Source organism: Gottfriedia sp. NPDC057991, from assembly GCF_042886615.1.
GTDB lineage: Bacteria > Bacillota > Bacilli > Bacillales > Bacillaceae_G > Gottfriedia.
Window position 1 is genome coordinate 795,347 of sequence record NZ_JBHVQN010000001.1, and the last position, 21,612, is coordinate 816,958.

At 32.2% G+C, this 21,612-nt stretch carries 25 protein-coding genes and 1 riboswitch; of the genes, 17 read left to right on the forward strand and 8 right to left on the reverse strand.

Annotated elements, in window-relative coordinates; translation table 11 throughout:
* Nucleotides 1-4: 4 nt before the first annotated feature.
* The 7 genes from ACFVR2_RS03945 to ACFVR2_RS03975 all read left to right on the forward strand — a co-directional run bounded on the left by ACFVR2_RS03945 (nt 5) and on the right by ACFVR2_RS03975 (nt 5,750).
* The gene (locus tag ACFVR2_RS03945; protein ID WP_387359096.1) at nt 5-541 is read left to right on the forward strand and encodes an MFS transporter; all 537 of its coding nucleotides are present in this window, start codon (nt 5-7) and stop codon (nt 539-541) included.
* Between the two features lie 322 nt (nt 542-863).
* Nucleotides 864-1,043, forward strand: coding sequence for a hypothetical protein (locus ACFVR2_RS03950; RefSeq protein ID WP_387359098.1), 180 nt, complete (start codon nt 864-866; stop codon nt 1,041-1,043).
* Nucleotides 1,044-1,195: 152 nt separating this feature from the next.
* Entirely contained in the window at nt 1,196-2,707 is a 1,512-nt protein-coding gene (locus ACFVR2_RS03955; protein ID WP_387359100.1) for an MDR family MFS transporter, read from the forward strand.
* A 100-nt stretch (nt 2,708-2,807) separates the two neighbouring features.
* Nucleotides 2,808-3,434 (forward strand): class I SAM-dependent methyltransferase, encoded by a 627-nt coding sequence (locus ACFVR2_RS03960; RefSeq protein WP_387359102.1) that lies wholly within the window; start codon nt 2,808-2,810, stop codon nt 3,432-3,434.
* Nucleotides 3,435-3,589: 155 nt separating this feature from the next.
* On the forward strand, nt 3,590-4,012 hold the full coding sequence (locus ACFVR2_RS03965; RefSeq protein ID WP_387359104.1) for an RrF2 family transcriptional regulator: 423 nt from the start codon (nt 3,590-3,592) through the stop codon (nt 4,010-4,012).
* 119 nt (nt 4,013-4,131) lie between these two features.
* On the forward strand, nt 4,132-4,839 hold the full coding sequence (locus ACFVR2_RS03970) for a nitroreductase family protein (RefSeq protein ID WP_387359106.1): 708 nt from the start codon (nt 4,132-4,134) through the stop codon (nt 4,837-4,839).
* 317 nt (nt 4,840-5,156) lie between these two features.
* Complete coding sequence (locus tag ACFVR2_RS03975) at nt 5,157-5,750, forward strand: YdeI/OmpD-associated family protein (RefSeq protein WP_387359108.1); 594 nt, start codon at nt 5,157-5,159, stop codon at nt 5,748-5,750.
* Between the two features lie 220 nt (nt 5,751-5,970).
* On the opposite strand, the gene ACFVR2_RS03980 is transcribed toward ACFVR2_RS03975, so the two are convergent.
* Nucleotides 5,971-6,129, reverse strand: coding sequence for a hypothetical protein (locus ACFVR2_RS03980; RefSeq protein ID WP_387359110.1), 159 nt, complete (start codon nt 6,127-6,129; stop codon nt 5,971-5,973).
* A 364-nt stretch (nt 6,130-6,493) separates the two neighbouring features.
* On the opposite strand from ACFVR2_RS03980, the gene ACFVR2_RS03985 reads away from it, so the two are divergent.
* Nucleotides 6,494-6,703, forward strand: coding sequence for a hypothetical protein (locus ACFVR2_RS03985; RefSeq protein ID WP_387359112.1), 210 nt, complete (start codon nt 6,494-6,496; stop codon nt 6,701-6,703).
* 240 nt (nt 6,704-6,943) lie between these two features.
* On the opposite strand, the gene pdxK is transcribed toward ACFVR2_RS03985, so the two are convergent.
* Nucleotides 6,944-7,759, reverse strand: coding sequence for a pyridoxine/pyridoxal/pyridoxamine kinase (gene pdxK / locus ACFVR2_RS03990; protein ID WP_387359114.1), 816 nt, complete (start codon nt 7,757-7,759; stop codon nt 6,944-6,946).
* Between the two features lie 201 nt (nt 7,760-7,960).
* Nucleotides 7,961-8,138, forward strand: a riboswitch (Lysine riboswitch).
* Nucleotides 8,139-8,338: 200 nt separating this feature from the next.
* On the opposite strand from pdxK, the gene ACFVR2_RS03995 reads away from it, so the two are divergent.
* The 3 genes from ACFVR2_RS03995 (at nt 8,339) to ACFVR2_RS04005 (ending at nt 11,242) form a co-directional block, all read left to right on the forward strand.
* The gene (locus ACFVR2_RS03995; protein WP_387359116.1) at nt 8,339-9,808 is read left to right on the forward strand and encodes an amino acid permease; all 1,470 of its coding nucleotides are present in this window, start codon (nt 8,339-8,341) and stop codon (nt 9,806-9,808) included.
* Nucleotides 9,809-9,959: 151 nt separating this feature from the next.
* On the forward strand, nt 9,960-10,652 hold the full coding sequence (locus ACFVR2_RS04000; protein WP_387359118.1) for an MBL fold metallo-hydrolase: 693 nt from the start codon (nt 9,960-9,962) through the stop codon (nt 10,650-10,652).
* A 17-nt stretch (nt 10,653-10,669) separates the two neighbouring features.
* A complete protein-coding gene (locus tag ACFVR2_RS04005) occupies nt 10,670-11,242 on the forward strand; it encodes a TetR/AcrR family transcriptional regulator (RefSeq protein WP_387359120.1) in 573 nt (190 codons plus the stop codon).
* A 69-nt stretch (nt 11,243-11,311) separates the two neighbouring features.
* Here ACFVR2_RS04005 and ACFVR2_RS04010 read toward each other — a convergent pair whose 3' ends face one another.
* A complete protein-coding gene (locus tag ACFVR2_RS04010) occupies nt 11,312-11,611 on the reverse strand; it encodes a hypothetical protein (protein WP_387359122.1) in 300 nt (99 codons plus the stop codon).
* Nucleotides 11,612-11,813: 202 nt separating this feature from the next.
* On the opposite strand from ACFVR2_RS04010, the gene ACFVR2_RS04015 reads away from it, so the two are divergent.
* A complete protein-coding gene (locus ACFVR2_RS04015) occupies nt 11,814-12,800 on the forward strand; it encodes a zinc-dependent alcohol dehydrogenase family protein (protein ID WP_387359124.1) in 987 nt (328 codons plus the stop codon).
* A 248-nt stretch (nt 12,801-13,048) separates the two neighbouring features.
* Here ACFVR2_RS04015 and ACFVR2_RS04020 read toward each other — a convergent pair whose 3' ends face one another.
* Both ACFVR2_RS04020 and ACFVR2_RS04025 read right to left on the reverse strand, forming a co-directional pair.
* Nucleotides 13,049-13,546 carry a hypothetical protein gene (locus ACFVR2_RS04020; protein ID WP_387359126.1) on the reverse strand — a complete coding sequence of 166 codons (498 nt, stop codon included), beginning with the start codon at nt 13,544-13,546 and terminating at the stop codon, nt 13,049-13,051.
* Nucleotides 13,546-13,998, reverse strand: a complete 453-nt coding sequence (locus ACFVR2_RS04025) for a hypothetical protein (protein ID WP_387359128.1) — start codon at nt 13,996-13,998, stop codon at nt 13,546-13,548. Before ACFVR2_RS04025 ends, ACFVR2_RS04020 begins: the two co-directional genes overlap by 1 nt.
* Nucleotides 13,999-14,481: 483 nt before the next feature.
* Here ACFVR2_RS04025 and ACFVR2_RS04030 point away from each other — a divergent pair, with 483 nt between their 5' ends.
* The 5 genes from ACFVR2_RS04030 (at nt 14,482) to ACFVR2_RS04050 (ending at nt 19,643) form a co-directional block, all read left to right on the forward strand.
* Nucleotides 14,482-15,123, forward strand: a complete 642-nt coding sequence (locus ACFVR2_RS04030) for a response regulator transcription factor (RefSeq protein ID WP_387359130.1) — start codon at nt 14,482-14,484, stop codon at nt 15,121-15,123.
* Nucleotides 15,124-15,139: 16 nt separating this feature from the next.
* Nucleotides 15,140-16,243: a sensor histidine kinase gene (locus tag ACFVR2_RS04035; protein ID WP_387359132.1), complete on the forward strand. Its 1,104-nt coding sequence runs from the start codon at nt 15,140-15,142 to the stop codon at nt 16,241-16,243.
* 156 nt (nt 16,244-16,399) lie between these two features.
* Nucleotides 16,400-17,335 (forward strand): ABC transporter ATP-binding protein, encoded by a 936-nt coding sequence (locus ACFVR2_RS04040; RefSeq protein WP_129688594.1) that lies wholly within the window; start codon nt 16,400-16,402, stop codon nt 17,333-17,335.
* Nucleotides 17,336-17,371: 36 nt separating this feature from the next.
* Entirely contained in the window at nt 17,372-18,496 is a 1,125-nt protein-coding gene (locus tag ACFVR2_RS04045) for an ABC transporter permease (RefSeq protein ID WP_387359134.1), read from the forward strand.
* A 1-nt stretch (nt 18,497) separates the two neighbouring features.
* Nucleotides 18,498-19,643 (forward strand): ABC transporter permease, encoded by a 1,146-nt coding sequence (locus tag ACFVR2_RS04050; RefSeq protein ID WP_387359136.1) that lies wholly within the window; start codon nt 18,498-18,500, stop codon nt 19,641-19,643.
* Nucleotides 19,644-19,693: 50 nt separating this feature from the next.
* Here the strand turns inward: ACFVR2_RS04050 and ACFVR2_RS04055 are convergent, their stop codons facing one another.
* The 3 genes from ACFVR2_RS04055 to ACFVR2_RS04065 form a co-directional block, all read right to left on the reverse strand.
* The gene (locus ACFVR2_RS04055; protein WP_387359138.1) at nt 19,694-20,074 is read right to left on the reverse strand and encodes a VOC family protein; all 381 of its coding nucleotides are present in this window, start codon (nt 20,072-20,074) and stop codon (nt 19,694-19,696) included.
* 89 nt (nt 20,075-20,163) lie between these two features.
* A complete protein-coding gene (gene bshB2 / locus ACFVR2_RS04060; protein ID WP_056475496.1) occupies nt 20,164-20,844 on the reverse strand; it encodes a bacillithiol biosynthesis deacetylase BshB2 in 681 nt (226 codons plus the stop codon).
* A gap of 16 nt (nt 20,845-20,860) precedes the next feature.
* Nucleotides 20,861-21,205 carry a YojF family protein gene (locus tag ACFVR2_RS04065; RefSeq protein ID WP_088010818.1) on the reverse strand — a complete coding sequence of 115 codons (345 nt, stop codon included), beginning with the start codon at nt 21,203-21,205 and terminating at the stop codon, nt 20,861-20,863.
* Between the last annotated feature and the right edge of the window lie 407 nt (nt 21,206-21,612).

Here is a 21,612-nt window from a genome sequence, read left to right on the forward strand (position 1 = left end):
TCCTATGAACCGTTTTTTAATTGCATTACTTAGTATTATTGGATTTAGTAGCTCCTTAGTATTTCCATATTATGTCCTCTTCTTAAGGAATATAGGAGATGCGTATGATGTATTTAGCTTATTATATGGACTCTTTTCATTAAGTTTGAGTGTGGTCGTATACTTTGGTGGTCGATTTGTTGACCGAGTTTCACCATTTTTATTAATGATATTCCATTCATTATTTTGCTGTTTATTGTTTTTTTCACTGCCTTTGATTGATAATATAAAAATTGTCTATATTGGGCAAGTTTTATTTGGTGGATTTACTGCGTTATTCAAGATCGCTGAAAAGAAATTATTTATGAACGCTTCATCTGATTTTTATAGAAGTTACTTATTTTGGACATCTTTTGTAACAGCTATTTGTATTATAGGTGTAGGAACTTTACTTGAATCAATTGACATTCAATTTATGTTTCATTTAGCGGCTTGGCTTTTCTTTATAAGTGCACTCGGTCTTTGTTATAAAATGATAATGAGCAAGGGGCAGACTAGTTGAATGTTTTTTAAAAGTATTGTCTGATTCTAAGTTATGAAGTTTATTATTTAAATCCAGGGTAACACAACAATGTTTTGTTTTTTGTTGATTGTTTTTGTGCGTAACGTTGTTATATTCCTTTTTATACAGTAAAGTTAATGAACAAGTGGCTTCCTTTACATATAAAGTACTGTTTTTATTAAAAATAAAACAATAAATTTAAATTTATATATTGTCTAAGTAACGAAACAATGTTATATTAACTTTAAATTAAATAAAGTATTTATGGAGACATTCATACTTTATGTGAAGTTAAATTGTATGGAAGGAATGATTATATATTATGAGACATGAGGAAGCTGTAGGGATTTTTTATGCTGCTTTTGTAATTTTAGGATTAACGATTGGTTTAGGTGTCGGTTATTTTACTTCACATTTAATCGTAGGAGGATTTCTTGGTTTTGGAATTGGAATAGGTTTTGGTCTATTAAGTAATGCTATTTTATACATTAATAAAGACTGATTTTGACTGCTATTCTAATGATCGCCAAGGTTACTTTAGCTTGTCATCAGGCTAAGTGCCCCGATTTTTTAGTCAGTCAGATCCTTAAGTTAGGTCATGAATACCAAATTGAAATTAAATTTTATGCTTGAAATGTTAAAGGAGAGATGGTCATGCAAAAAAGGGAAACTAAATTGGTTCCTGTTATGATTGCGTTATTACTTGGGATATTTTTCGCTTCCCTTGATAACACAATCGTTTCTACGGCGATGCCTACAATTTTAAAGGATTTAGGAGGTTATGATAAATTTGTTTGGGTAACCTCTGCTTACTTAGTTACAGAAATGGCTGGGATGCCAATTTTTGGTAAACTTTCTGATATGTACGGTAGAAAAAGATTTTTTATGTTAGGAATTATATTATTCATTTTAGGTTCAGTTCTTTGTGGAACAGCGAATTCTATTATTCAGCTTAGTATTTACCGTGCGATTCAAGGTATTGGTGGAAGTGCTTTAATGCCAATTGCTTTTTCAATTATATGGGATGTGTTTCCTGTTGAAAAGCGTGGTAAAATGAGTGGTATTTTCGGTGCTGTTTTTGGGTTATCAAGTGTTCTTGGACCTTTAATTGGTGCTTATATTACGGATTATATTAACTGGAGATATATTTTCTATATTAATATTCCTTTTGGACTTTTAACACTTGGACTAATTAGTTATTTTTATGTCGAGTCAAAAAACCACACAAAGCAACAAATCGACTGGTGGGGTGCTACAACATTTGTTATTAGTATCATCTGTTTAATGTTTGCACTTGAGCTAGGTGGAAAAGAATATGCTTGGGATTCAGTTCAAACTTTAGGTTTATTTGCTGGATTTGCTGTTTTCCTTATTGTCTTTTTAATTATTGAACGTAAAGCAGCTGAACCGATTATTTCGTTTAGCATGTTTAAATATCGTCTTTTTGCTGCAAGTAACTTTGTTGGATTATTTTATGGAGCGGCATTCATCGCTGCAACAATTTATATTCCAATCTTTATCCAGTTTGTTCAAGGTGGAACAGCTACGAATTCTGGTTTAGTTTTATTACCAATGATGGTGAGTGTAAGTATTTCTGCCGCATTTGGTGGAGCTTTAGCAAATAAAACTAGTTATCGTAATATCATGGTTGGTTCGGTTGTACTTTTATTAGCAGGTATTATTTGTCTAGGTACTTTAACACCTGATACGTCTAAATTCCAAGTGATCGTTTATATGATCATTGTTGGATTTGGTGTAGGGGCATCGTTCTCAGTTCTTGGTATGTCTGCGATGCATCATTTTGATAATGAAAATCGTGGTTCAGCAAGTTCAACTAACGCATTCCTTCGTGCTTTAGGAATGACGGTTGGTATTACTGTTTTTGGTGTTATTCAACGAAATGTATTTACAGATAAAATTGCTGATGCATTTGCGAAAAGTGGCGCACCACAGAATTTCTCTAATATTAATCAAGCCTTTACTCCTGAAGCTGCCAAATTGATTCCTGCACCAATACTGACAAAAATTACTGACGTGTTTTCAACATCAATTGCTCATACATTCCTTTGGACATTAGTTCCTGTAGGATTAGCATTGATTTCAATTTTCTTAATGGGTAACGAGCGTTTATCAGATAAAGAAATGGCTAAGAGCAATGCGTCATAAATAGAAATAAAAAAGAAAGACCTTTGGTCTTTCTTTTTTTGAACACAATAATATAGCTCAAGTGGTAAGTAGATTGAAGATTTTGAAAGGGGATTTAGATATGACAGAATTTTGGGAATCGAGTTTTATAGATCATCAAGCGATGTGGGGATATGAACCTTCAGACTCCGCAATTTTAACAAAGGACTATTTCCTTGAAAAGAATGTTAAGGATGTATTGATTCCAGGGATTGGATATGGTAGAAACGCAAAGATTTTTACTGACAACGGAATAAACGTTACAGGTATTGAAATATCAAAAACAGCGATTGAATTGGCAAGACAAAATGGGATTAATTTTCCTATTTTTCATGGTTCAGTAACCGACATGCCTTTTGATCAAAAACTGTATGACGGTATATTTTGTTACGCACTTATTCACTTATTGAATAAACATGAGAGAGATAAGTTTATTAAAGATTGCTATAATCAGTTAAAACCGAATGGCTATATGGTATTTACTACGATTTCAAAAGATGCACCAATGTTCGGAAAGGGCAAACAGCTGGATAAAGATTACTTCGAAATAATGGAAGGGATAAAAATGTTCTTTTATGATTCTGACTCAATCAAACAAGAATTTGGAGGCTATGGACTGATCGAAGTTTCTGAAATTCTTGAGCCACATAAGAATATGGAAAATAAACCTCCGTTTAAATTTACGATGGTGAAATGTCAAAAGAAATGATTATTACATTTATTAAAAGTGAATTTAGGAAAGACGTAGGGCTTTTCTATTTTCGCTTTATTTTTTTCATCACGCTATAACATTATCTCTTAATAATTTAGATAAGGTTGTCTTTTTCTAAAAATAGTTTAGACTAGTAACTGAGGTGAATGATCTTGAAAGATAAGGTTTCTAGTACGAAATGGTTTGGACTAGCACTGCAATCTCTACTAGTTTTAGCGGAGCAAGACGGAATCTGTCCAAGCGCAGTATTAGCTCAAAAACTTGAAGCACAATCTACTTTTTTAAGAAAAATTCTTGCTAATTTAGTTAAGGCAGGCATTATTTCAGCTAAAGAAGGACGAGATGGTGGATATTATTTAGCCAGAGGTGCTAATGAAATTACTTTAAAAGATGTTTATGATGCGATGAGATCAGATCCATATTCAAAAGGCTTCTTAGATGTAAATAGTAAGGAATGTTTTACACCATCTACACGATCTGCTTTGTATGATTTAAAAGATGAGATGGAAAGCTGGCTTGTAGAAGGTCTTGCAAAGAAAACAATTTCAGACTTATTACCAAAGGATAATGGGTAAAATAAAATCGAAACTAAGTTGTTTCGATTTTATTTTTTTATAAACTGTAGTTGACTTTTATACAGTTAAAGCCATATACTGTATTTGTATAGAATACAGTTAATTAAGGAGAGATTAAAATGTCTAAAGTTAAATCTGAAAAAGAAGAGTATTTAAATAAAGTAAATGAAATTGATTTTGGTAAAGAAGCGCCAAAAGAACTTGATAGTACGGATTTCTTCACTGTAGCAAAGGAAAGAAGATCAGTTCGTCACTACGATCCAAGCTTTCAAATGTCTGATGATGAAATTAAGGAATTACTAGAAATTGCAGTTCAAGCTCCATCTTCTTCAAATTTACAACCATGGAGATTCCTTGTTATTAAGGACCAAGATACTAAACAAAAATTATTATCAATCGCGAATAATCAACAACAAGTTGTAGATGCTTCTGCCGTAATCGCTGTTTTAGGTGATACAGAAGCATACAAAAATGCCGATCGTATTTATGATGAATTAGTTGAAAAAGGTATGATGACTCAGGAAGTGAAAGACTTCTACGTAGGATCAATCGTGAAAAACTACGGTGGTTTACCAGAAGAAATTGCAACAAAAATTGCTATGGTTGATGGTGGATTAGTTTCAATGCAATTTATGCTTGCAGCAAAAGCAAAAGGTTTAGATACAGTTCCAATGGGTGGATTTGACCAAGCAAAGTTCGTGGAAGTATTCAATGTACCAGCAAACTTCAAACCAGTTATGTTAATCTCAGTTGGTAAAGGAATCAAAGCAGGCTTCGAAAAAGTTCGTTTAACTTTAGATGAAGTTGTTGCTTGGGAGCAGTACTAATTACTTAGAAGAGTATGAAGAGCAGGGATAAGGGAAACCTTGGACCTGTTCTTTTTTTGTATGAAGGAAATTTGCATCCGTTTAAAGAATAAATTTTTGGAGAGAACTAATTCTCCATCAAACTAGCTATAAATAAGTTGAACAAGTGGGATGACTGTACAACAATAAAGTGAATGAGACAATCCGAGTGGTATTATAAAAACATGTATAGTAAAATTTACTAAAATAATAGTATTGAGAAGAAAATTCTTAAGTTAATTTATATTTAAGTAAACGCAAAAAAAGTGTCTGGAAGAATTAATGTGAGGTGTTTATCGATGACAAATAGTAATATGCATCCTAAAGTTGAAGCATTTTTATTGAGAGCTAAAAAGTGGCAAGAGGAATTTTATAAGTTAAGAGAAATCGTCATTGACTGTGAACTGACTGAAGATTTTAAATGGATGCATCCTTGCTACACACTTGATAATAAAAATATCGTTTTAATTCATGGTTTTAAAGAATATTGTGCACTTCTATTTCACAAAGGTGCGTTGTTAAAAGATCCAAAAGGCATTCTGATTCAACAAACAGAAAATGTACAATCAGCACGTCAGATACGGTTCACCAATATTCAGGAAATAATTGAAATGGAAAGCGTTTTGAAGGACTATATTAAAGAAGCAATTGAAGTGGAAAAAGCAGGTTTGCAAGTAGAATTAAAAAAGACTTCAGATTATGAAGTTCCTGAAGAATTACAACTTAAATTAGATGAAAACCCGGCCTTAAAAACAGCTTTTGAAGCATTAACACCAGGACGTCAAAGAGCTTATATTTATTATTTTTCTCAACCAAAACAATCGAAAACTCGTACGTCTAGGGTTGAAAAATACATTGTTCAAATTCTCGATGGAAAAGGATTAAATGATTAGTTTTATTAAAAACAATAAAAAAAATAAAGAGCGATTAATATGGCTCTTTCAGAGTGTAGACAAGTACAAAAAACTTGATTTTCAGACTGATTGCAAGCGCTTGTCTTTCGAGGCGCGAAGCCTGAGGAGCGGAATTACCCTAGACGGTAATGAGCACCGCTCAGCAGGCGAAGCAACGAAGAAAGCGAGCGTTTGTCAACAGTCTGAATGGATCAAAAAATTAATTCTCACCAATCATGCCGACTTTTTTGTTTGTCTCTGTATCTATATAGATAACGATCTTCTCTTCAGGATGATCTCCATTAAAAGTAACAGAATATAGCTTATCTTTATGATAGTTTTTATTAAATATTGTAGCATTATTAGGTATTGATTCCACTTTTTTAACGACCCCATGTTTATCACTTAACGCTGCCTGTTCAGTTCTTGTTAGGCTAGCATATGCAATCCCTTGGATATTTTCGTCATTATTTTTTCACAACCAATTACAGAAAGAAGCATAAATGTTATCATTAATATGAAAAAAATTTTTCTCATAAAATCCACTCCCTTACTATATATAATAACATGCAATACATAAAAAAATGTTAAATCATGGTATTTTAGCTTGGTGTTCTAAATTATCGAAAGGTAAAAGTATATAGGAAGTAGAATAGAAATTAATAGAAAAAATTAAACGTGTATGCTCTAGTTATTTATGAGTTATTTAAGCTGGAATTAACTATAAAGGAGGAGGGAATCACATGGGACAAAACAAACATGCACTACATCTTCATAAGCGTTTAAACACTTTGCATACAAAACATAATGAACGAGTTGCTGAGTTTCATAAACAGCACGCGCTTCAGATTGAAAATGGTGAAAATGGAAATGGCTTATTAGCTAAATGGGAAAGATTCATTTATTTCAAAGGAAGAACTGTATTTAAGGCAATTAAGGGAATCGCCAAGTGAAAAGTATGAACATAGGGGATTGGGAAACCATTGCCCTTTTTCATATTTCTGTTCCAAATCGAATAAAAACTTGGTAAAAATCTGCTATTTATCTAAAAAGATCAATCATATCAGCTTCAAGCTAAAGCACTGTTGAGATATCCCCCACCAGCGTCAGTACATTCCCTTTTTTACAATGTAAAAAAAGGGCGCCCCATTCGTCAGTTAATCTGACTTATGAGACAGCCCCATTATTTGTTATTAGCCTTCACCATGTAATCGATAAGCCATGTGGTTTGTTGGACCAACGTATTGATTAAGTGGGAATGAATGACGAATTGCTTCAGTAATGAATTTCTTTGCAGTGTAGATTGCTTCTCTTGGTTCTGCTCCTTTAGCAAGCTCTGCACAAATCGCTGCAGAGTAAGTACAGCCTGCACCGTGTGTATATGTAGTTTCAATTCTGTCAGATTCTAGGTGCTCTATTTTTTCACCGTCGAATAATACATCTATTGCATTTTCATGCTGAATTTTGCTTCCACCTTTAACTAAAACATATTTAGCCCCTAATTCATGGATTATGCGTGCTGCTTCTTCCATTTGTTCAACAGTGCAGATTGGCGGCATTTTAGCTAATTGAGCTGCCTCAAATAAATTTGGTGTTACAACTGTTGAAAGTGGCACTAAAACTTCTCTTAATGCATCATTCGTCTCAGGATGTAGAGCCTCGTCATTTCCTTTACAAATCATAACTGGATCTACAACAACTCGATCTATATTATGTTTTTTTATTGTTTTTGCAGCTAACTCAATTATTTCAGTTGAACCAAGCATACCTGTTTTCATTGCTTGAATACCAACGCCAACAACGATTGTTTCTAATTGTGCTGCAATTGTATCTATATCAATTGGAAATACTTGATGATGCCAATGATTATGTGGATCCATCGCTACTAGAGTTGTAATTGCACTCATGCCATAAACATTACGTTCCTGAAATGTTTTAATATCAGCTTGTAATCCAGCTCCACCACTACTGTCAGATCCCGCAAGTGTCAATGCTTTATAAATTGTCATGTGAAAAATTCCTCCTTTGAATTACATAGAATTATTATACAAAAACATATGTGCTACGTACAAGACATGAGTATCCTGAAGCGAAAATAAAGAAATACATCTTTTAAGTAGAGTCTATTTTTGTCGAAAAATCTATTGACAAACTAGATTAATAGATTGTATATTGAGTTTATAAAAATTAATTTAATATGATCTTTATCTCGTCTGGATAGAGGCGCAGTTTTGATTAGTCGTTACTTTGAGGTTTATGGTACCTGTGAAAAGTAATAAAAGGTGAAACTGCCGAAGTAATAAATTTACCATTTAAATTTATTATTGGGCCTATTGCTGAATAAGCATAGGACTGTCACAAGATTTCTTGTGGAGGGCTATTGAAGAGATGTTGATGCTGTTTGACACATATAATTGAGTCTTAAACACGTGAACATTGCTTCACGTGTTTTTTTGTATTTTACCAGATTTTCCATTCTTTACATATTGACGAAAATACTGAGTAAAATAAACATCATACAACACTTTTATACCGTCCCATTTTCTCGCGTGAAGATAAGATTGCAAGAATCAAGAGGAGGCAATAAGATGGGACAAAAAAACCCTAAAAATGATAAAGTAGTATCGAATACTCACGATGGTTCTTTAAAAAGGGGCCTTAAAGCAAGACATTTAACGATGATTTCAATTGGTGGTTCAATTGGGACAGGTTTGTTTTTAGCTAGTGGAACTTCAATTAGTGAAGCTGGTCCTGGTGGATCTGTTTTAGCTTACGGACTAATTGGTATTATGGTTTATTTCTTAATGACTAGTTTAGGTGAAATGGCGACTTATTTGCCAGTTTCTGGTTCATTTAGTACTTATGGATCTCGCTATGTTGATCCAGCATTTGGTTTTGCTATGGGTTGGAATTATTGGTATAACTGGGCAATCACTTTAGCATTTGAATTATTAGCTTCAGCAATGCTGATGAAATATTGGTTCCCTCATTCTCCAGCAGTATTATGGAGCGGAATCTTTTTAGTGATTATATTAGGTTTAAATTTACTTTCAGTTAAAGGTTACGGTGAATCAGAGTTTTGGTTTTCATTAATTAAAGTTGTAACTGTAATTGTCTTTTTAGTTGTTGGTATTGCAATGATTTTTGGCATTATCAGTGGACATCATGCAGGTTTCAAAAACTTTACTGTTGGAGATGCTCCGTTTCATAATGGATTTTTAGGTGTATTATCAATCTTTATTGTTGCAGGTTTCTCATTCCAAGGTACAGAGTTAATCGGTGTTGCAGCAGGTGAGACAGAACATCCAGAAAAAAATGTTCCAAAAGCTATCCGTCAAATTTTCTGGCGTATCCTTTTATTTTATGTTTTAGCTATTATCGTAATTGGTTTATTAATTCCTTATACAGATCCTGGTCTAATAAAAAATGACGTGGCTGTTAGTCCATTTACTCTAGTATTTGAAAAATTAGGTGTTGCATTTGCAGCCTCTGTTATGAATGCAGTTATATTAACATCAGTTTTATCTGCAGGTAATAGTGGAACTTACGCTTCGACTCGTATGTTATATACTCTAGCAATAGAAGGAAAAGCTCCTAAATTCTTAACAAAAGTAAATAAAAATGGTGTTCCTACAAATGCTTTATATGTAACACTTGCAGTTGGTTCATTAGCTTGTTTATCTTCATTCTTCGGTGAAGGTCAAGTGTATACTTGGTTATTAAACTTATCAGGATTATCAGGTTTCCTTGCTTGGTTAGGTATTGCGATTTCTCACTACCGTTTCCGTAAGGCTTATGTTGCTCAAGGGAAGGATTTAAAAGATTTACCTTATCGCGCAAAATGGTTCCCACTAGGTCCAATCTTAGCATTTTTAGCTTGTTTATTTATTGTACTAGCTCAAAACTGGCAAGCTTTCACCGGGAATGCAATTGATTGGCAAAGTGTACTTGTTTCATACATTGGAATTCCTGTGTTTTTAATTGTTTGGCTAGGTTATAAATTTAAACATAAAACGAAAGTTGTTTCTTATAAAGAGATGGACTTATCTAGAAAATAAGTATAAAATATAACCCTTTCATCTTTGATGGAAGGGTTTTTTAGTTATTTTAACGATTTTTATATAAATTTGGAATTTTTGTTCACAAAAACTAATACCTTTAGTATTATAAAACTAAAGGTATTAGTTTTTATTATTAGGAGGGTATAAAATGAAGATTACGAAAAAAAATTATCTTTATGAGTTGAGCTTTTTACCCAATTTCTTTCCTGTAAATTGTTTTTTAGTTGAAGAAGAAAATGAACTTACGTTAATTGATACAGCACTATCCTTTAGTGCGACTAAAATTATTGAAACAGCTAATCATATAGGCAAAAAAATAACGAATATCGTTTTAACACATGCTCACGGCGACCACGTAGGATCGCTTGATCAATTAAAATCACTACTTCCTGATGCAGTTGTTTCCATTTCAAAACGAGATTCAAAATTATTAAAAGGAGACACTAGTTTAGAAGCTAGTGAGCCAAATACTCCTATAAAAGGTGGCGTTCCTAAAAATATCCAAACAATTCCGGATCGGTTATTACAGGAAGGAGACACTATTGGGTCTTTAATAGCAGTTGAGGTTCCCGGTCATACACCTGGTTCAATGGCATTTTTAGATCAACGTACAAATGCCATTATCGCTGGTGATGCTTTTTCATTAAGAGGTGGTTTTGCGATTTCTGGTCAATTAAGAATTTTATTTCCTTTTCCATCAATGGCAACATGGAATAAAGATACTGCTTTAAATAGTGCTAAGAAAATTAGTGAATTAAAACCTGCATTATTAGCAGTCGGTCATGGTACGATGTTAAGTCATCCACAAGAAGCAATTGACCGTGCTCTTAAAAAGCAGTAAGTGAAGGGGAATTCGTAATGTCACCAAGAATTGGATTGAATTTTAATGAATTACTGAGAACTTCAATTAAAATTGTTGATACAGAAGGGTGGGAGGCTTTAACGATTAGTTATCTTGCAAAGAAGCTAACGATTCAACCACCATCGATTTATAATCATATTAAGAATTTGGATGAACTAAAAAATAGTGTTGCATTACATGGGATTACACAACTTTATGAAAAACTTCGTGAATCAGTTGAAGGTAAGAATAATGAGAAAGCAATTTTTGCATTAGCTTTTGCTTATCTTGATTATGCTAGAATTCATCCAGGTTTATATAAAGCTACCTTATCTCCGTATCAAACACCAGGAGATGAGTATCGTTTAACTGGTAATAAAATATTGAACTTAATATACGAAGTACTGAAGCCGTATAATTTAACTGATATTGAACTTATTCATGCAGTAAGAGGTTTAAGAAGTTTGCTACATGGCTTTGTTTCGCTTGAAAAAAGTGATGGATTTGGTATAAATATTCCAATTGATGAAAGTGTACTTTTTGTATTGAAAAATTATGTAAGAAATTTGAAGCCGGATATAAAGCGATAATTAAAAGGATAGGAAGGTTTAATTACCCTCCTATCCTTATTTATAGAGAAAATACGTTTTTATTTAAAATTATGCGTTTACGCCGTCTTTAAAGTTTTTATTCCAGTTTTTATCTCCCATATGTTCAAGATCTTCAGTAGTACGTTCTAATACGTCAATTAGTAACGTCTTCATATGGTGAATATTGTTATAAAATACTTTTTCTTCTTCTAAATCTGGTTTTGCATGATGGGCTGCCTTGATTGCTGTTTCATCGCGAAATTTTTTAACTTTTAAGTCTAACTCATCAAAGACGTGTTTTACATACTTTACAATATTTCTATGGTTTAACGTATTTCTCTCATTTAATTCCTCTAATTTGTTTACCATAGTCATTTTCCTCCATGAATTAAGATTAAAAGATTAATATTGATTATACTGAATCAACGTGAAAAAACAATATAAATTATAAATTTTTAACCATTATAATCAAAACCTTATGATTTAATTTGAGGTTAAAATTGTATTGTTTTCGATCTGATCTATGCTACAATGACTTAAAAATATTTTCTATTTTGTATAGGAGGCTATTATGAAAGCAATTGTCATTCATCAATATGGAGATAGCACTGAGTTTAAAAATGTTGAACTTTCAATACCGAAGCCATCTGGTCATCAAGTTTTAGTTAAGGTTTCTGCGACTAGTATCAATCCAATTGATACAAAGATTAGAAAAGGGATTGTACCAAATGCGTTCCATCCTAATTTTCCGATGATTTTACATAGTGATTTTTCTGGTGAAGTTGTTGAAGTTGGTGAAAATGTTTCACGTTTTTCAGTTGGAGATTTTGTTTTCGGTTTAAATGTCTTTACTGGTACTCTTTCAGATTATTTTTTAATAGAAGAATCAGTAATTGCTAAAGCTCCAAAGAATTTACCAGTTCAAGAAGCAGCAAGTTTACCCTTAACAGCTATTACTGCATGGGAGGCACTTTTTGAAAGAGGTAATTTAAAACAAGGTGATCATATTTTAATTCATGGCGGGGCAGGTGGTGTTGGTCATCTAGCTATCCAGTTGGCGAAAGCTTTTGGAGCTACTGTTACGACAACAGTTTCATCGAAAGAAAAGGCTGATTTAGTTAAAAATCTAGGTGCAGACCACGTCATTAATTACAAGGAAGAGACCGTCCAAGAATATGTTAACCGCCTAACGGATGGGCAAGGCTTTGATCTTGTTTTTGATACTGTCGGCAAAGAAAACCTAGATAAATCATTTATTGCAGTTAAACCAAAAGGTACTGTTTTAGCAATCGCAGCACGTTCGACGCATGATTTAACACTTTTACATAGCAAATCATTATCTTTACATGTAATTTTTATTCTGCTTACTCAAAAAACTGAGGAAGGGCGTAAAGAACATAGTGCTATTTTAAATAAAATTGCTACTTTAGTTGAAGAAGGAAAGCTAAAACCGTTGATTAATCCAAAATCTTTTACATTTGATCAAGTGAAGGACGCTCATGATTACTTTGAAAATAATGAAGTGCAATTTGGTAAAGTATTAATTGAAAATAAGTAATGTTACCTAAATCCCTTTTGCATATGCATGGGGATTTTTTTAAAAATAATTTTTGAATGATTGCAGGTCTTAGTAATGTGACTAAGTATTTAAGTTATTTTGTTCAAATCTCAAATAGCAATTTAGATATTTTTGGATTTTGCACACAGAATCGCACCAATTAATTAAAAAAAGCCCAGATTTCTGAGCATTCTAGTTTTTAGAGCTATATTTTTATCTTTATTGTGGAGATTAGTTTTAATTATGATTTATACTTTTACGACTGTAAAATGATTTAATACAGGTACCTTTGTATATACGTCACCTACATATTCCCATGGTCCGCTACCTATAACAGCTTTTCTATATTGCTTATATTTTTTAACTTCGATATCTTTATGAATTAACAGTTTAACGGCTTGTCCCGTATATGGAGATTTTACTACAACCCCAGTTCCATTAACAGTTCCCGGAGTTACTCCAAGGGAGTAAGCACCATATGCAACTGTTATTGTAACTGTAACTTTACTTCCACCATCTGACCAATAAAAACTTCCTGGTGAATGAAATATAGTCCCCTTTGCTGGTTGACCTTCAGCATAACCAATTTTGACCTTTTTTGCTATTTGAGTTCCCGCTAGTTCATTTTTATACTCATACAAAGGAGTTCTTCCTTTACTATTTTGTTGTTTTAATTGTTGTTGTTCTTCTCTGTCAATTTCTTCTTGAGGTACAGGTATTACAAAAGCTTCTAATTTCTTGTGCATTAATTGAGGTTGAAGGTATTAAGATGCTTAAAAAGACTAGTAAACTTACTATTTTTTTCATAATCAAACTCCCTACTTTCATAATTTGTTTGGATACTTGGGTTTGCTTCAATTTGTTTAAAGTAATACGTCTTTTCATTTATCATAATATGGAAACCACTATTTTTATAAGTGACTTCTATGTTCTTAAAAATCGAACTTTTTATAATATATTGGGATTCAGATTTTCTTAAAAATGTTCCTTTATCTAATTTTCCATTACCTTGTAAATCTTCGTAATAATAATAAAATGTATAATCATTTTCTGGATCAAAGACGATTGATTCAAAAGGCAGTTCTTTGCATGCAAATGTACCTCTCAATAAAAATGTTTTATTAGAGGAATTACAACTACTAGTTAGAAACACCAATATAAATGTAATGAGTATTTTTATCGTATTAAATTTTTTCATGTACTTATTTTTCTCCTGTAATAAGATTTGTAATGTTTACTATTTACTAACTTAATAAGGGAATAAGTTACCTTTTCATTTTGCCGGCGTTAATTAAAGTGTTAACTTATTTGGACTTTTTTGGAAACAGTAGAAGTATAAACAAATAAGTTAAAGGGTAAATATTTTTTAGCAAAATTTAACAGAGCGCTCACTTAAATTTTACTAAATATTTTGAGAAATTTTACTTCAACAATTGAATAAAGTGTGAAACCTTATCACAAAAATAGAGTTCATGTGTTTTACTTTACCTTTTTATTAATGAATACGGAAAGCTGATCGTTTTAAAACAATAAACTTATGTAATGAAGGCATTTATTTTTGAAATCAATGAGTTAATCTTTTTCTTCTCATGGTATTTAGTCAATAGTGGTATATAATGGAAATATAATTCGTGGAATAAAGGATGTGAAAACGAGGTAGAAATTTTCTCCCTCTATTCAGATGAAAATAAAATTAATTATTGCTGATGATAATTCATTTATTAGAGAAGGGCTTAAAATCATATTGAGTTCTTATGAAGAGTTTGAAGTATTAGAAACCGTAAATGATGGGAATGAAGCGTTAAAATATTGTCAAAATAATGAAGTAGATGTTGCGCTTTTAGATGTTCGAATGCCAAATATGAATGGTGTAGAAGCTACGAAGCATATTTCCGAGCAAACTAAAACGAAGCCACTTATTTTAACGACTTTTGATGATGATGAGTACATTATTGATGCTGTGAAAAATGGCGCAAAGGGCTATTTATTAAAAAATAATGAACCAGAACGAATTCGAGAAGCGATCAAAAGTGTTTATCATGGAAATACAGTCATGCAAGATTTAGTACTAGATAAAATTAGAACGAATTTATCAAGCAATGTGAATACAGCAGATACGAAAATAGATACGAGTTTCTTTACCCAAAGAGAGTTAGATGTAATGGCTTTAATTGCAAAAGGGTTTTCGAATAAGGAAATTTCTAAGCAAATTTTTATTTCTGAAGGAACAGTTGCTAATTATATTACTTCAATTCTCGGAAAAACAGGGCTAGAACATCGAACACAAATTGCTATTTTCTATATTACTGGGAAAGTAGACTAACGCGAAGGAGTTACATATGGAGCGTTGGATTATTTTAAATAAGCTCTCTGTTATCTTATATATAGCTTTAATTTGTATTCAAAATGAAATTCCTAATTTCTCTTGGGTACTTTTTGCATTACTTGTTTATTTTTGTTTAAATATTAGTCTTTATTTAATAAAAAATAGATCGTTGATAAAATTTTTATTAATCTTATCAATTTGTTTAATTGTCTATTCCAATTTAAAGATTCAGCCATTATTTCTTTTACTACTGCCAGTGTCAATCTTAGAGCTCGTTTCTTTTTTTACTTCGAAAAAATGGATTGGTTGTTTTCTTGCACTACTGCCAATTTTCTACTTACCAAATTCTTTACAGCCTATTTATGGATTAATTTCATTATTTAGTTTTATCGTCTTTTCGATTGTTAATTTGTATAACACCAGATTACAGTTTAAAGAAGATCAAATTGACAAGATGAGGGGTACAATTCAAAAGCTTTCAAAAAAGATAAATAACCATAATGAGTTTATTGAGCAATCCGAATATACCTTTAAATTAGAGGAGAGAAATCGTATTTCTCAAGAAATACATGATAAAATAGGGCATTCAATGACAGGTGCGCTATATCAAATGGAAGCAGCTAAACATTTAATGAGTACTAATCAAGATAAAGCATTAGAATTGCTTCAAAATTCGATTAATATTTCAAAGGATGGAATTGAAAACATAAGACTCACTTTAAAAAATATGAAACCCCCAACTGAACAAATGGGGATTCATCATATGAAATTATTCATAGATGAATTTTCTGCTAAGCATGATTTAAAAACATTGTTTGTCTATAAAGGAAACCTCGACCTTATTACACCAATTCAATGGAAAGTAATTCAAGAAAATGTAGTAGAGGCTTTAACAAATACGATGAAATATGCAGATGCTACAGAGGTTTCCATTGAAATACATGTCATGAATAAAATGATAAAAACAAATGTAAAAGACAATGGTAAAGGGAAAGTGAAAATTAAAAAAGGTTTAGGCATCATTGGAATGGAAGAGAGAACAGCGGCTATAAACGGGAAAATAATAGTTGATGGTCATGATGGTTTTTCAGTTACAACTTTGCTTCCAATCCAATAATTTCATCATGTGATATGAATTTCTATTAAGTCCATCATGATTTTGCCTAAATAAAAACATGAATAATCTCATGTGAAAAGGGTGAACTAATACACTGATATTAGTTCACCCTTTTGCTTATAATAGCATCATACACAAAGCTTAAGAGGTGAGAGGATGAAAGTTTTAGAGATAAAAAATTTAACTAAAAAGTTTGGGGATTTTATAGCAGTAGATAATATGTCTTTATCAATTGAAGAAGGAGAAATTTTTGGATTTCTTGGAGCAAATGGAGCGGGAAAAAGTACGACAATTAATATTATTTCAGGGCTACTTCGAAGTAATCAAGGTACTGTAGAAATCCTAGGTAAAAACAGTAAGAAGAATAGTAAGTTCGCAAAAATGAATATTGGAATGGTACCTCAGGACTTAGCAATTTATGAAGATTTAACTGCCTATGAAAATGTTAGATTTTTCGCTGGACTTTATGGTTTAAGAGGTTCGGAATTAAATGAAAGAGTAGAAGAAGCATTACAATTTGTAGGATTAGAAGATAAATTTAAGGAATATCCAAAAAATTTCTCTGGTGGAATGAAGAGAAGATTAAATATTGCTTGTGCGATTGCACACCGACCTAAGCTTATTATTATGGATGAACCAACTGTTGGGATTGATCCACATTCCCGAAATTATATTCTTAATAGTGTACGTAAGCTTAATGAAATGGGCTGTACAATCATTTATACGAGCCATTATATGGAAGAAGTTGAAGAAATATGCTCACGAATTTCGATTATTGACCATGGGAAAATCATCGCTGAAGGAACGAAAGAACAGCTTAAATCGATTATTACGAATACAAAGGATATTCGAATTGAAGTTAAAACGACTGAAAACATTGATGTTACTGAGCTAAAAGCGATTAATGGCGTAGAGAATGTTCATATTTTAGATAATGTTATTACGATTACTTCAGATAATGGTGTGAATAATCTAAATAAAATCATTCAGCATTTTATAAATAATGAAATTGAAATCAGTTCATTACAGGAAAATGCTCCTAACTTAGAAACTGTTTTCCTTACATTAACTGGTCGAAATTTGCGTGATTAACTTCATGAAAAATTATTTAACAAGGAGGCAATTGACTTGAACATTTTTAATATTGCTTTCATGGAAATTAAGCGCGACTTTCGAGATGTAAGGACCTTATTTTTTATGTTAGCTTTTCCAATCATTTTAATGCTTGTTTTAGGTACTTCACTTTCAAATGCTTTTACAACATCCGTCCCGATTAAGGATGTGCATGTTTTATATAAAGATCAATCGACAACTGGTGAGTTTTCGAAGTATTTTAACGGATTAATTAAAGGTACGAAAAAGTCTGGCATTCATTTTAAAAAAGCTGCGAGTAATACAAATGGTGAGAAAGAAGTTAAACGAAATCATTATGATGGCTATATTTCTATTCAAGATAACGGAATTAAGCTTTATATAAATGAAGGAAACAGTGTTGAAGGTAGCGTTATTCAAGGAATGTTAACTTCATTTGTAGATAAATATAATGTTGGAGTTGAAGTTGCAAAAATTGACCCAACTCAAGTTAAAGAAGTCTTTTTAGCTAATTCTCATGATGATTATATTAAGGATACGTCGATTGCCTCAAATAAACAGCCAGGTTCGATGGATTATTATGCGATTGCAATGACGACTATGATTGCTCTTTATGCAGCAATGTCTGCAAGTAAGTTGATTACTGGAGAAAGAATGAGAAAAACTGCTGATCGATTAATCGTTTCTCCTATTTCTAAATTTGAGATTTTTATAGGAAAAATACTTGGAAGTTTAGTTGCTAACTTTCTGTGCATTATTGTAGTTGTCTATTTCAGTAAATTCTTTTTTAAAGCCAACTGGGGTAGCCATCTATTACTAGTTTTTATTGTTTTACTAACGGAAGTCCTTCTATCAATTAGTTTAGGATTGGTTGTAAGCTATATAACGAAATCAAATGCATCATCTAGAGCAATCATCATGATTGTTGTGCAGTTATCTTCATTCTTTGGTGGAGCTTACTTTAAATTGGACGATACTAGCGGGTTTTTAAAAATCATTACACATTTTTCCCCACTTACATGGGTTAATACTGCAATTACAAAAATTATTTATGCAAACGACTTGTCAGCTGCGATCCCTGCGCTTGTCTTTAATATAGGTTTTTCTTTGCTATTCCTATTTCTTGCATCTATTTCTCTACAAAGAAGGGAGGGACTGTAGGATGCAGACAGTTTTTTGGCTAATTTCGAATACTTTAAGAGCTACTTTTAAAAATAAGAAAAATGTTATTATGTATATTTTAGTACCTCTAATTGGTATTTTTATTTCCTTTCTAGCTTATGGTGGTTCAAATAAAACGATTGTTCACGTTGGAGTTGTCAATGAGGATCATCAATATATTGCAAATGATACGATTAAGTTTTTAGAACACTTAGATAACGTTCGTATTGAAATAATAAATACTACTGGTGCCAATGATAAGCTCGCTTCAGGATCACTTGATTGTGTTATTTCGTTCCATGATGGTTTTACAGATAGTGTACGCTCTGGTAATCCAGATCATATTCAAATATCTTCTATAAAAGGTGCTCAAATTACGAGCTTTGTAAAATCTTATTTATACAATTATATCGACAATGTTTCAGCAATTAGTAAAGTGGCAAAAACAGACCAAAATAAATTTGATCAAATGTATTCCAACTACCAAAACGCAAGCTTCAAGGTAGCAACAAAAACATTATCAGATTCATCTCAGTCTGAAAATATGACGACATATAGTTTAGGCTTTTTGATTATGATTATGTTAATGTCTGCAGGGAATCTTTCTGAAATTATTTTAAAGGAAAAAGAAAATCGAATTTACTACAGACTTTTGTCAGCACCTATTAATGCTAGAAAATATATTTTCTCAAATGTTGTAGTAAATATGATTGTAATGACTATTCAAGTAATTATTACGCTCCTCTTTATGACTAAAGTGTTTCATATCGATATTCATATTCCGTTTTGGGAAGCGGCAATTGTTATGATGCTTTTTGCTTTGATCTCAGTAGGGATCTCATTAATGATTGTGGCGTTCTCTAATAGTTCAAAATCATCTGGAGCATTGCAGAACTTAATCGTTGTTCCAACTGTCATGATCTCCGGTTGTTTCTGGCCAATTGAGATTATGCCATCATCAGTACAAAGAATTGCGGATTTTCTTCCTCAAAGATGGACGTTAGAGACATTGGCGAAGTTGCAACAAGGAAGTAGTTTAGGAAGCTTATATTTAAACATTTTAATCCTTCTAGTTTTTGCGGCTGCATTTTTCTTAATTGCTATTTATAAGTTTAGTCGTAATAGCTCTACTAGAAATTTTGTGTAATCAATAAAAAATCCATCTCTTTTTAAGAGATGGATTTTTTAGCTATTTTATTAGTCCATTGAACTACAAATTTCAATAAAATGACCATCTGGATCAGCCACATATGCTACTGTTTGACCCCATGGCTTTGTAATTGGTTCTTTGATGATGTTTACACCTTTTGTTCGTAAATCTTCTATTGTAGAATTCACATCATCAGTTACAAATCCGATTTCAAAAGTTTGAGAGGATGCCTCAGTATGTTTATAATTTAATCCAGTAAGCTCTTGAACATTGCCACGTTCAATCATAGCAAGTACAGTATTGCCAGTATCTAATTCTACATACGTACCATGATTTCCACGAATAGGAAGGCCTAAAGACTCGGTATAGAAAGTAAGAGATTTTTCAAGACTTGAAACATATAAAATTAAATACCTCATTTTCAACATTTCATTAACCTCCAGAATAGTTTAATCTCTATTTTTTTCTTTCTACATGTATATGGTTTTTACCTTCTTACATTGGTTTTGACAAGTTCTTATTCAAACTGATAAGTATAGAACGATTCCTTCGCAAAAAATGATTTTAATCGATCATCAGGTATATCCTCAAATTTTTCGATTTTTACAACGTCTTTTAGCATCGCTTCTGTTTGAGAACGATGTGCTTTCATTGTTCTTAGTTTCTGGGTTGCTACATCCATTACATCATTCACGATATCTGGTTTCCCTAAAACTTCAAAGCGTTCTTTTGTAATTGCAATACACCATACTGTTGGACGATCTTCTTCATCCATTCGTCGAACTGCTTCAACAGCTGCTCTTGCAGTTGCATCATGGTCTGGGTGGACACCATGTTCTGGATAAAAAGTAATTAATAATGTTGGCTGAATCTCGTCGATGATTTCCTTTATTGGATTAATTACATCCTCAGGGTTTTCGAATTCAATTGTTTTATCATGGAATCCTAGCATTCTTAAATCTTGGATTCCCATTTCTCTACAAGCGTCGATTAATTCGTTTTTACGTATTGTAGGAAGTGATTCTCTTGTTGCGAAAAATGGATTTCCCATATTTCGTCCCATTTCTCCTAAAGTTAAACAAGCGTATGTAACCGGAATCCCCTTATTTGTAAATTTAGAAATCGTTCCAGCAGCCCCAAAAGCTTCATCATCAGGGTGAGGGAACACAAGTAATACTTTTTCTTGTTTTTGACTCATTTTTAGTGCTCCTCTCTTAAAATGGCGTATAGCTTAAATGTATTGCGATTGCTAGCTTTCCATCCTCATTATGACCTGCTAGTAGGAGGCGACCTTGGTCATCAACTTCAAAATCCGTTAATCCTTCTGCTACAACCCAGCCTTCTTCAAGCTTTAATCCGACACGGTATGGGTATTTGCCTGTGATTGTAGCACGGCTAATGACTACTTTTGTATTTCTGATAAAGGCATTTACTGTCATTACTTTTTCATTAAAGTGATTAGCATATGCACCATTTGTAGTTTCTAAATGTAAATAGACTGTTTGATTTATATAATTTTGAAGTGCGTCTTGGGCAGCACCAATTTCTAATTTTTGCATTTTCTCGTACCTCCTTTAAAAAGTATTATAATCCAACTTTCCCTAAATTGGTAATTTGTTGGCTTGTGATTTTGAACATAAAAAGATCCCTATCTAATTGGGTGATAGGGATTGGGGGGATGTGTATAACATGATTACTAAAATTTAACTGTTTAAATATTCAGTTAATTTATATTTAATATACATGATGGGAAAATATTCGTCAACCACTTTTGTTAAAAAAATTTAAAATATTCAAAAAATAAGAAATTAAGGTAATTAATGGTATCTTTTTATTGGTAATATACTTGACGAGAACTCGACAAAAAAGACGAGTTTTTGTGTAAAATAGTCAAATTTTTACTTGTTTTACCTTTTTTTTCTTTTCTAAAAAGATATTAATTGTTAAACTAGAGTAGAATAATATT

Bases quoted from the DNA above. Each gene is read 5' to 3' on its own strand.
- ACFVR2_RS03945 (WP_387359096.1), top strand. From the start codon at position 5: ATGAACCGTTTTTTAATTGCATTACTTAGTATTATTGGATTTAGTAGC.
- ACFVR2_RS03950 (WP_387359098.1), top strand. From the start codon at position 864: ATGAGACATGAGGAAGCTGTAGGGATTTTTTATGCTGCTTTTGTAATT.
- ACFVR2_RS03955 (WP_387359100.1), top strand. From the start codon at position 1,196: ATGCAAAAAAGGGAAACTAAATTGGTTCCTGTTATGATTGCGTTATTA.
- ACFVR2_RS03960 (WP_387359102.1), top strand. From the start codon at position 2,808: ATGACAGAATTTTGGGAATCGAGTTTTATAGATCATCAAGCGATGTGG.
- ACFVR2_RS03970 (WP_387359106.1), top strand. From the start codon at position 4,132: ATGTCTAAAGTTAAATCTGAAAAAGAAGAGTATTTAAATAAAGTAAAT.
- ACFVR2_RS03975 (WP_387359108.1), top strand. From the start codon at position 5,157: ATGACAAATAGTAATATGCATCCTAAAGTTGAAGCATTTTTATTGAGA.
- ACFVR2_RS03985 (WP_387359112.1), top strand. From the start codon at position 6,494: ATGGGACAAAACAAACATGCACTACATCTTCATAAGCGTTTAAACACT.
- pdxK (WP_387359114.1), bottom strand. From the start codon at position 7,759: ATGACAATTTATAAAGCATTGACACTTGCGGGATCTGACAGTAGTGGT.
- ACFVR2_RS03995 (WP_387359116.1), top strand. From the start codon at position 8,339: ATGGGACAAAAAAACCCTAAAAATGATAAAGTAGTATCGAATACTCAC.
- ACFVR2_RS04000 (WP_387359118.1), top strand. From the start codon at position 9,960: ATGAAGATTACGAAAAAAAATTATCTTTATGAGTTGAGCTTTTTACCC.
- ACFVR2_RS04005 (WP_387359120.1), top strand. From the start codon at position 10,670: ATGTCACCAAGAATTGGATTGAATTTTAATGAATTACTGAGAACTTCA.
- ACFVR2_RS04010 (WP_387359122.1), bottom strand. From the start codon at position 11,611: ATGGTAAACAAATTAGAGGAATTAAATGAGAGAAATACGTTAAACCAT.
- ACFVR2_RS04015 (WP_387359124.1), top strand. From the start codon at position 11,814: ATGAAAGCAATTGTCATTCATCAATATGGAGATAGCACTGAGTTTAAA.
- ACFVR2_RS04020 (WP_387359126.1), bottom strand. From the start codon at position 13,546: ATGCACAAGAAATTAGAAGCTTTTGTAATACCTGTACCTCAAGAAGAA.
- ACFVR2_RS04025 (WP_387359128.1), bottom strand. From the start codon at position 13,998: ATGAAAAAATTTAATACGATAAAAATACTCATTACATTTATATTGGTG.
- ACFVR2_RS04030 (WP_387359130.1), top strand. From the start codon at position 14,482: ATGAAAATAAAATTAATTATTGCTGATGATAATTCATTTATTAGAGAA.
- ACFVR2_RS04035 (WP_387359132.1), top strand. From the start codon at position 15,140: ATGGAGCGTTGGATTATTTTAAATAAGCTCTCTGTTATCTTATATATA.
- ACFVR2_RS04040 (WP_129688594.1), top strand. From the start codon at position 16,400: ATGAAAGTTTTAGAGATAAAAAATTTAACTAAAAAGTTTGGGGATTTT.
- ACFVR2_RS04050 (WP_387359136.1), top strand. From the start codon at position 18,498: ATGCAGACAGTTTTTTGGCTAATTTCGAATACTTTAAGAGCTACTTTT.
- ACFVR2_RS04055 (WP_387359138.1), bottom strand. From the start codon at position 20,074: ATGTTGAAAATGAGGTATTTAATTTTATATGTTTCAAGTCTTGAAAAA.
- bshB2 (WP_056475496.1), bottom strand. From the start codon at position 20,844: ATGAGTCAAAAACAAGAAAAAGTATTACTTGTGTTCCCTCACCCTGAT.
- ACFVR2_RS04065 (WP_088010818.1), bottom strand. From the start codon at position 21,205: ATGCAAAAATTAGAAATTGGTGCTGCCCAAGACGCACTTCAAAATTAT.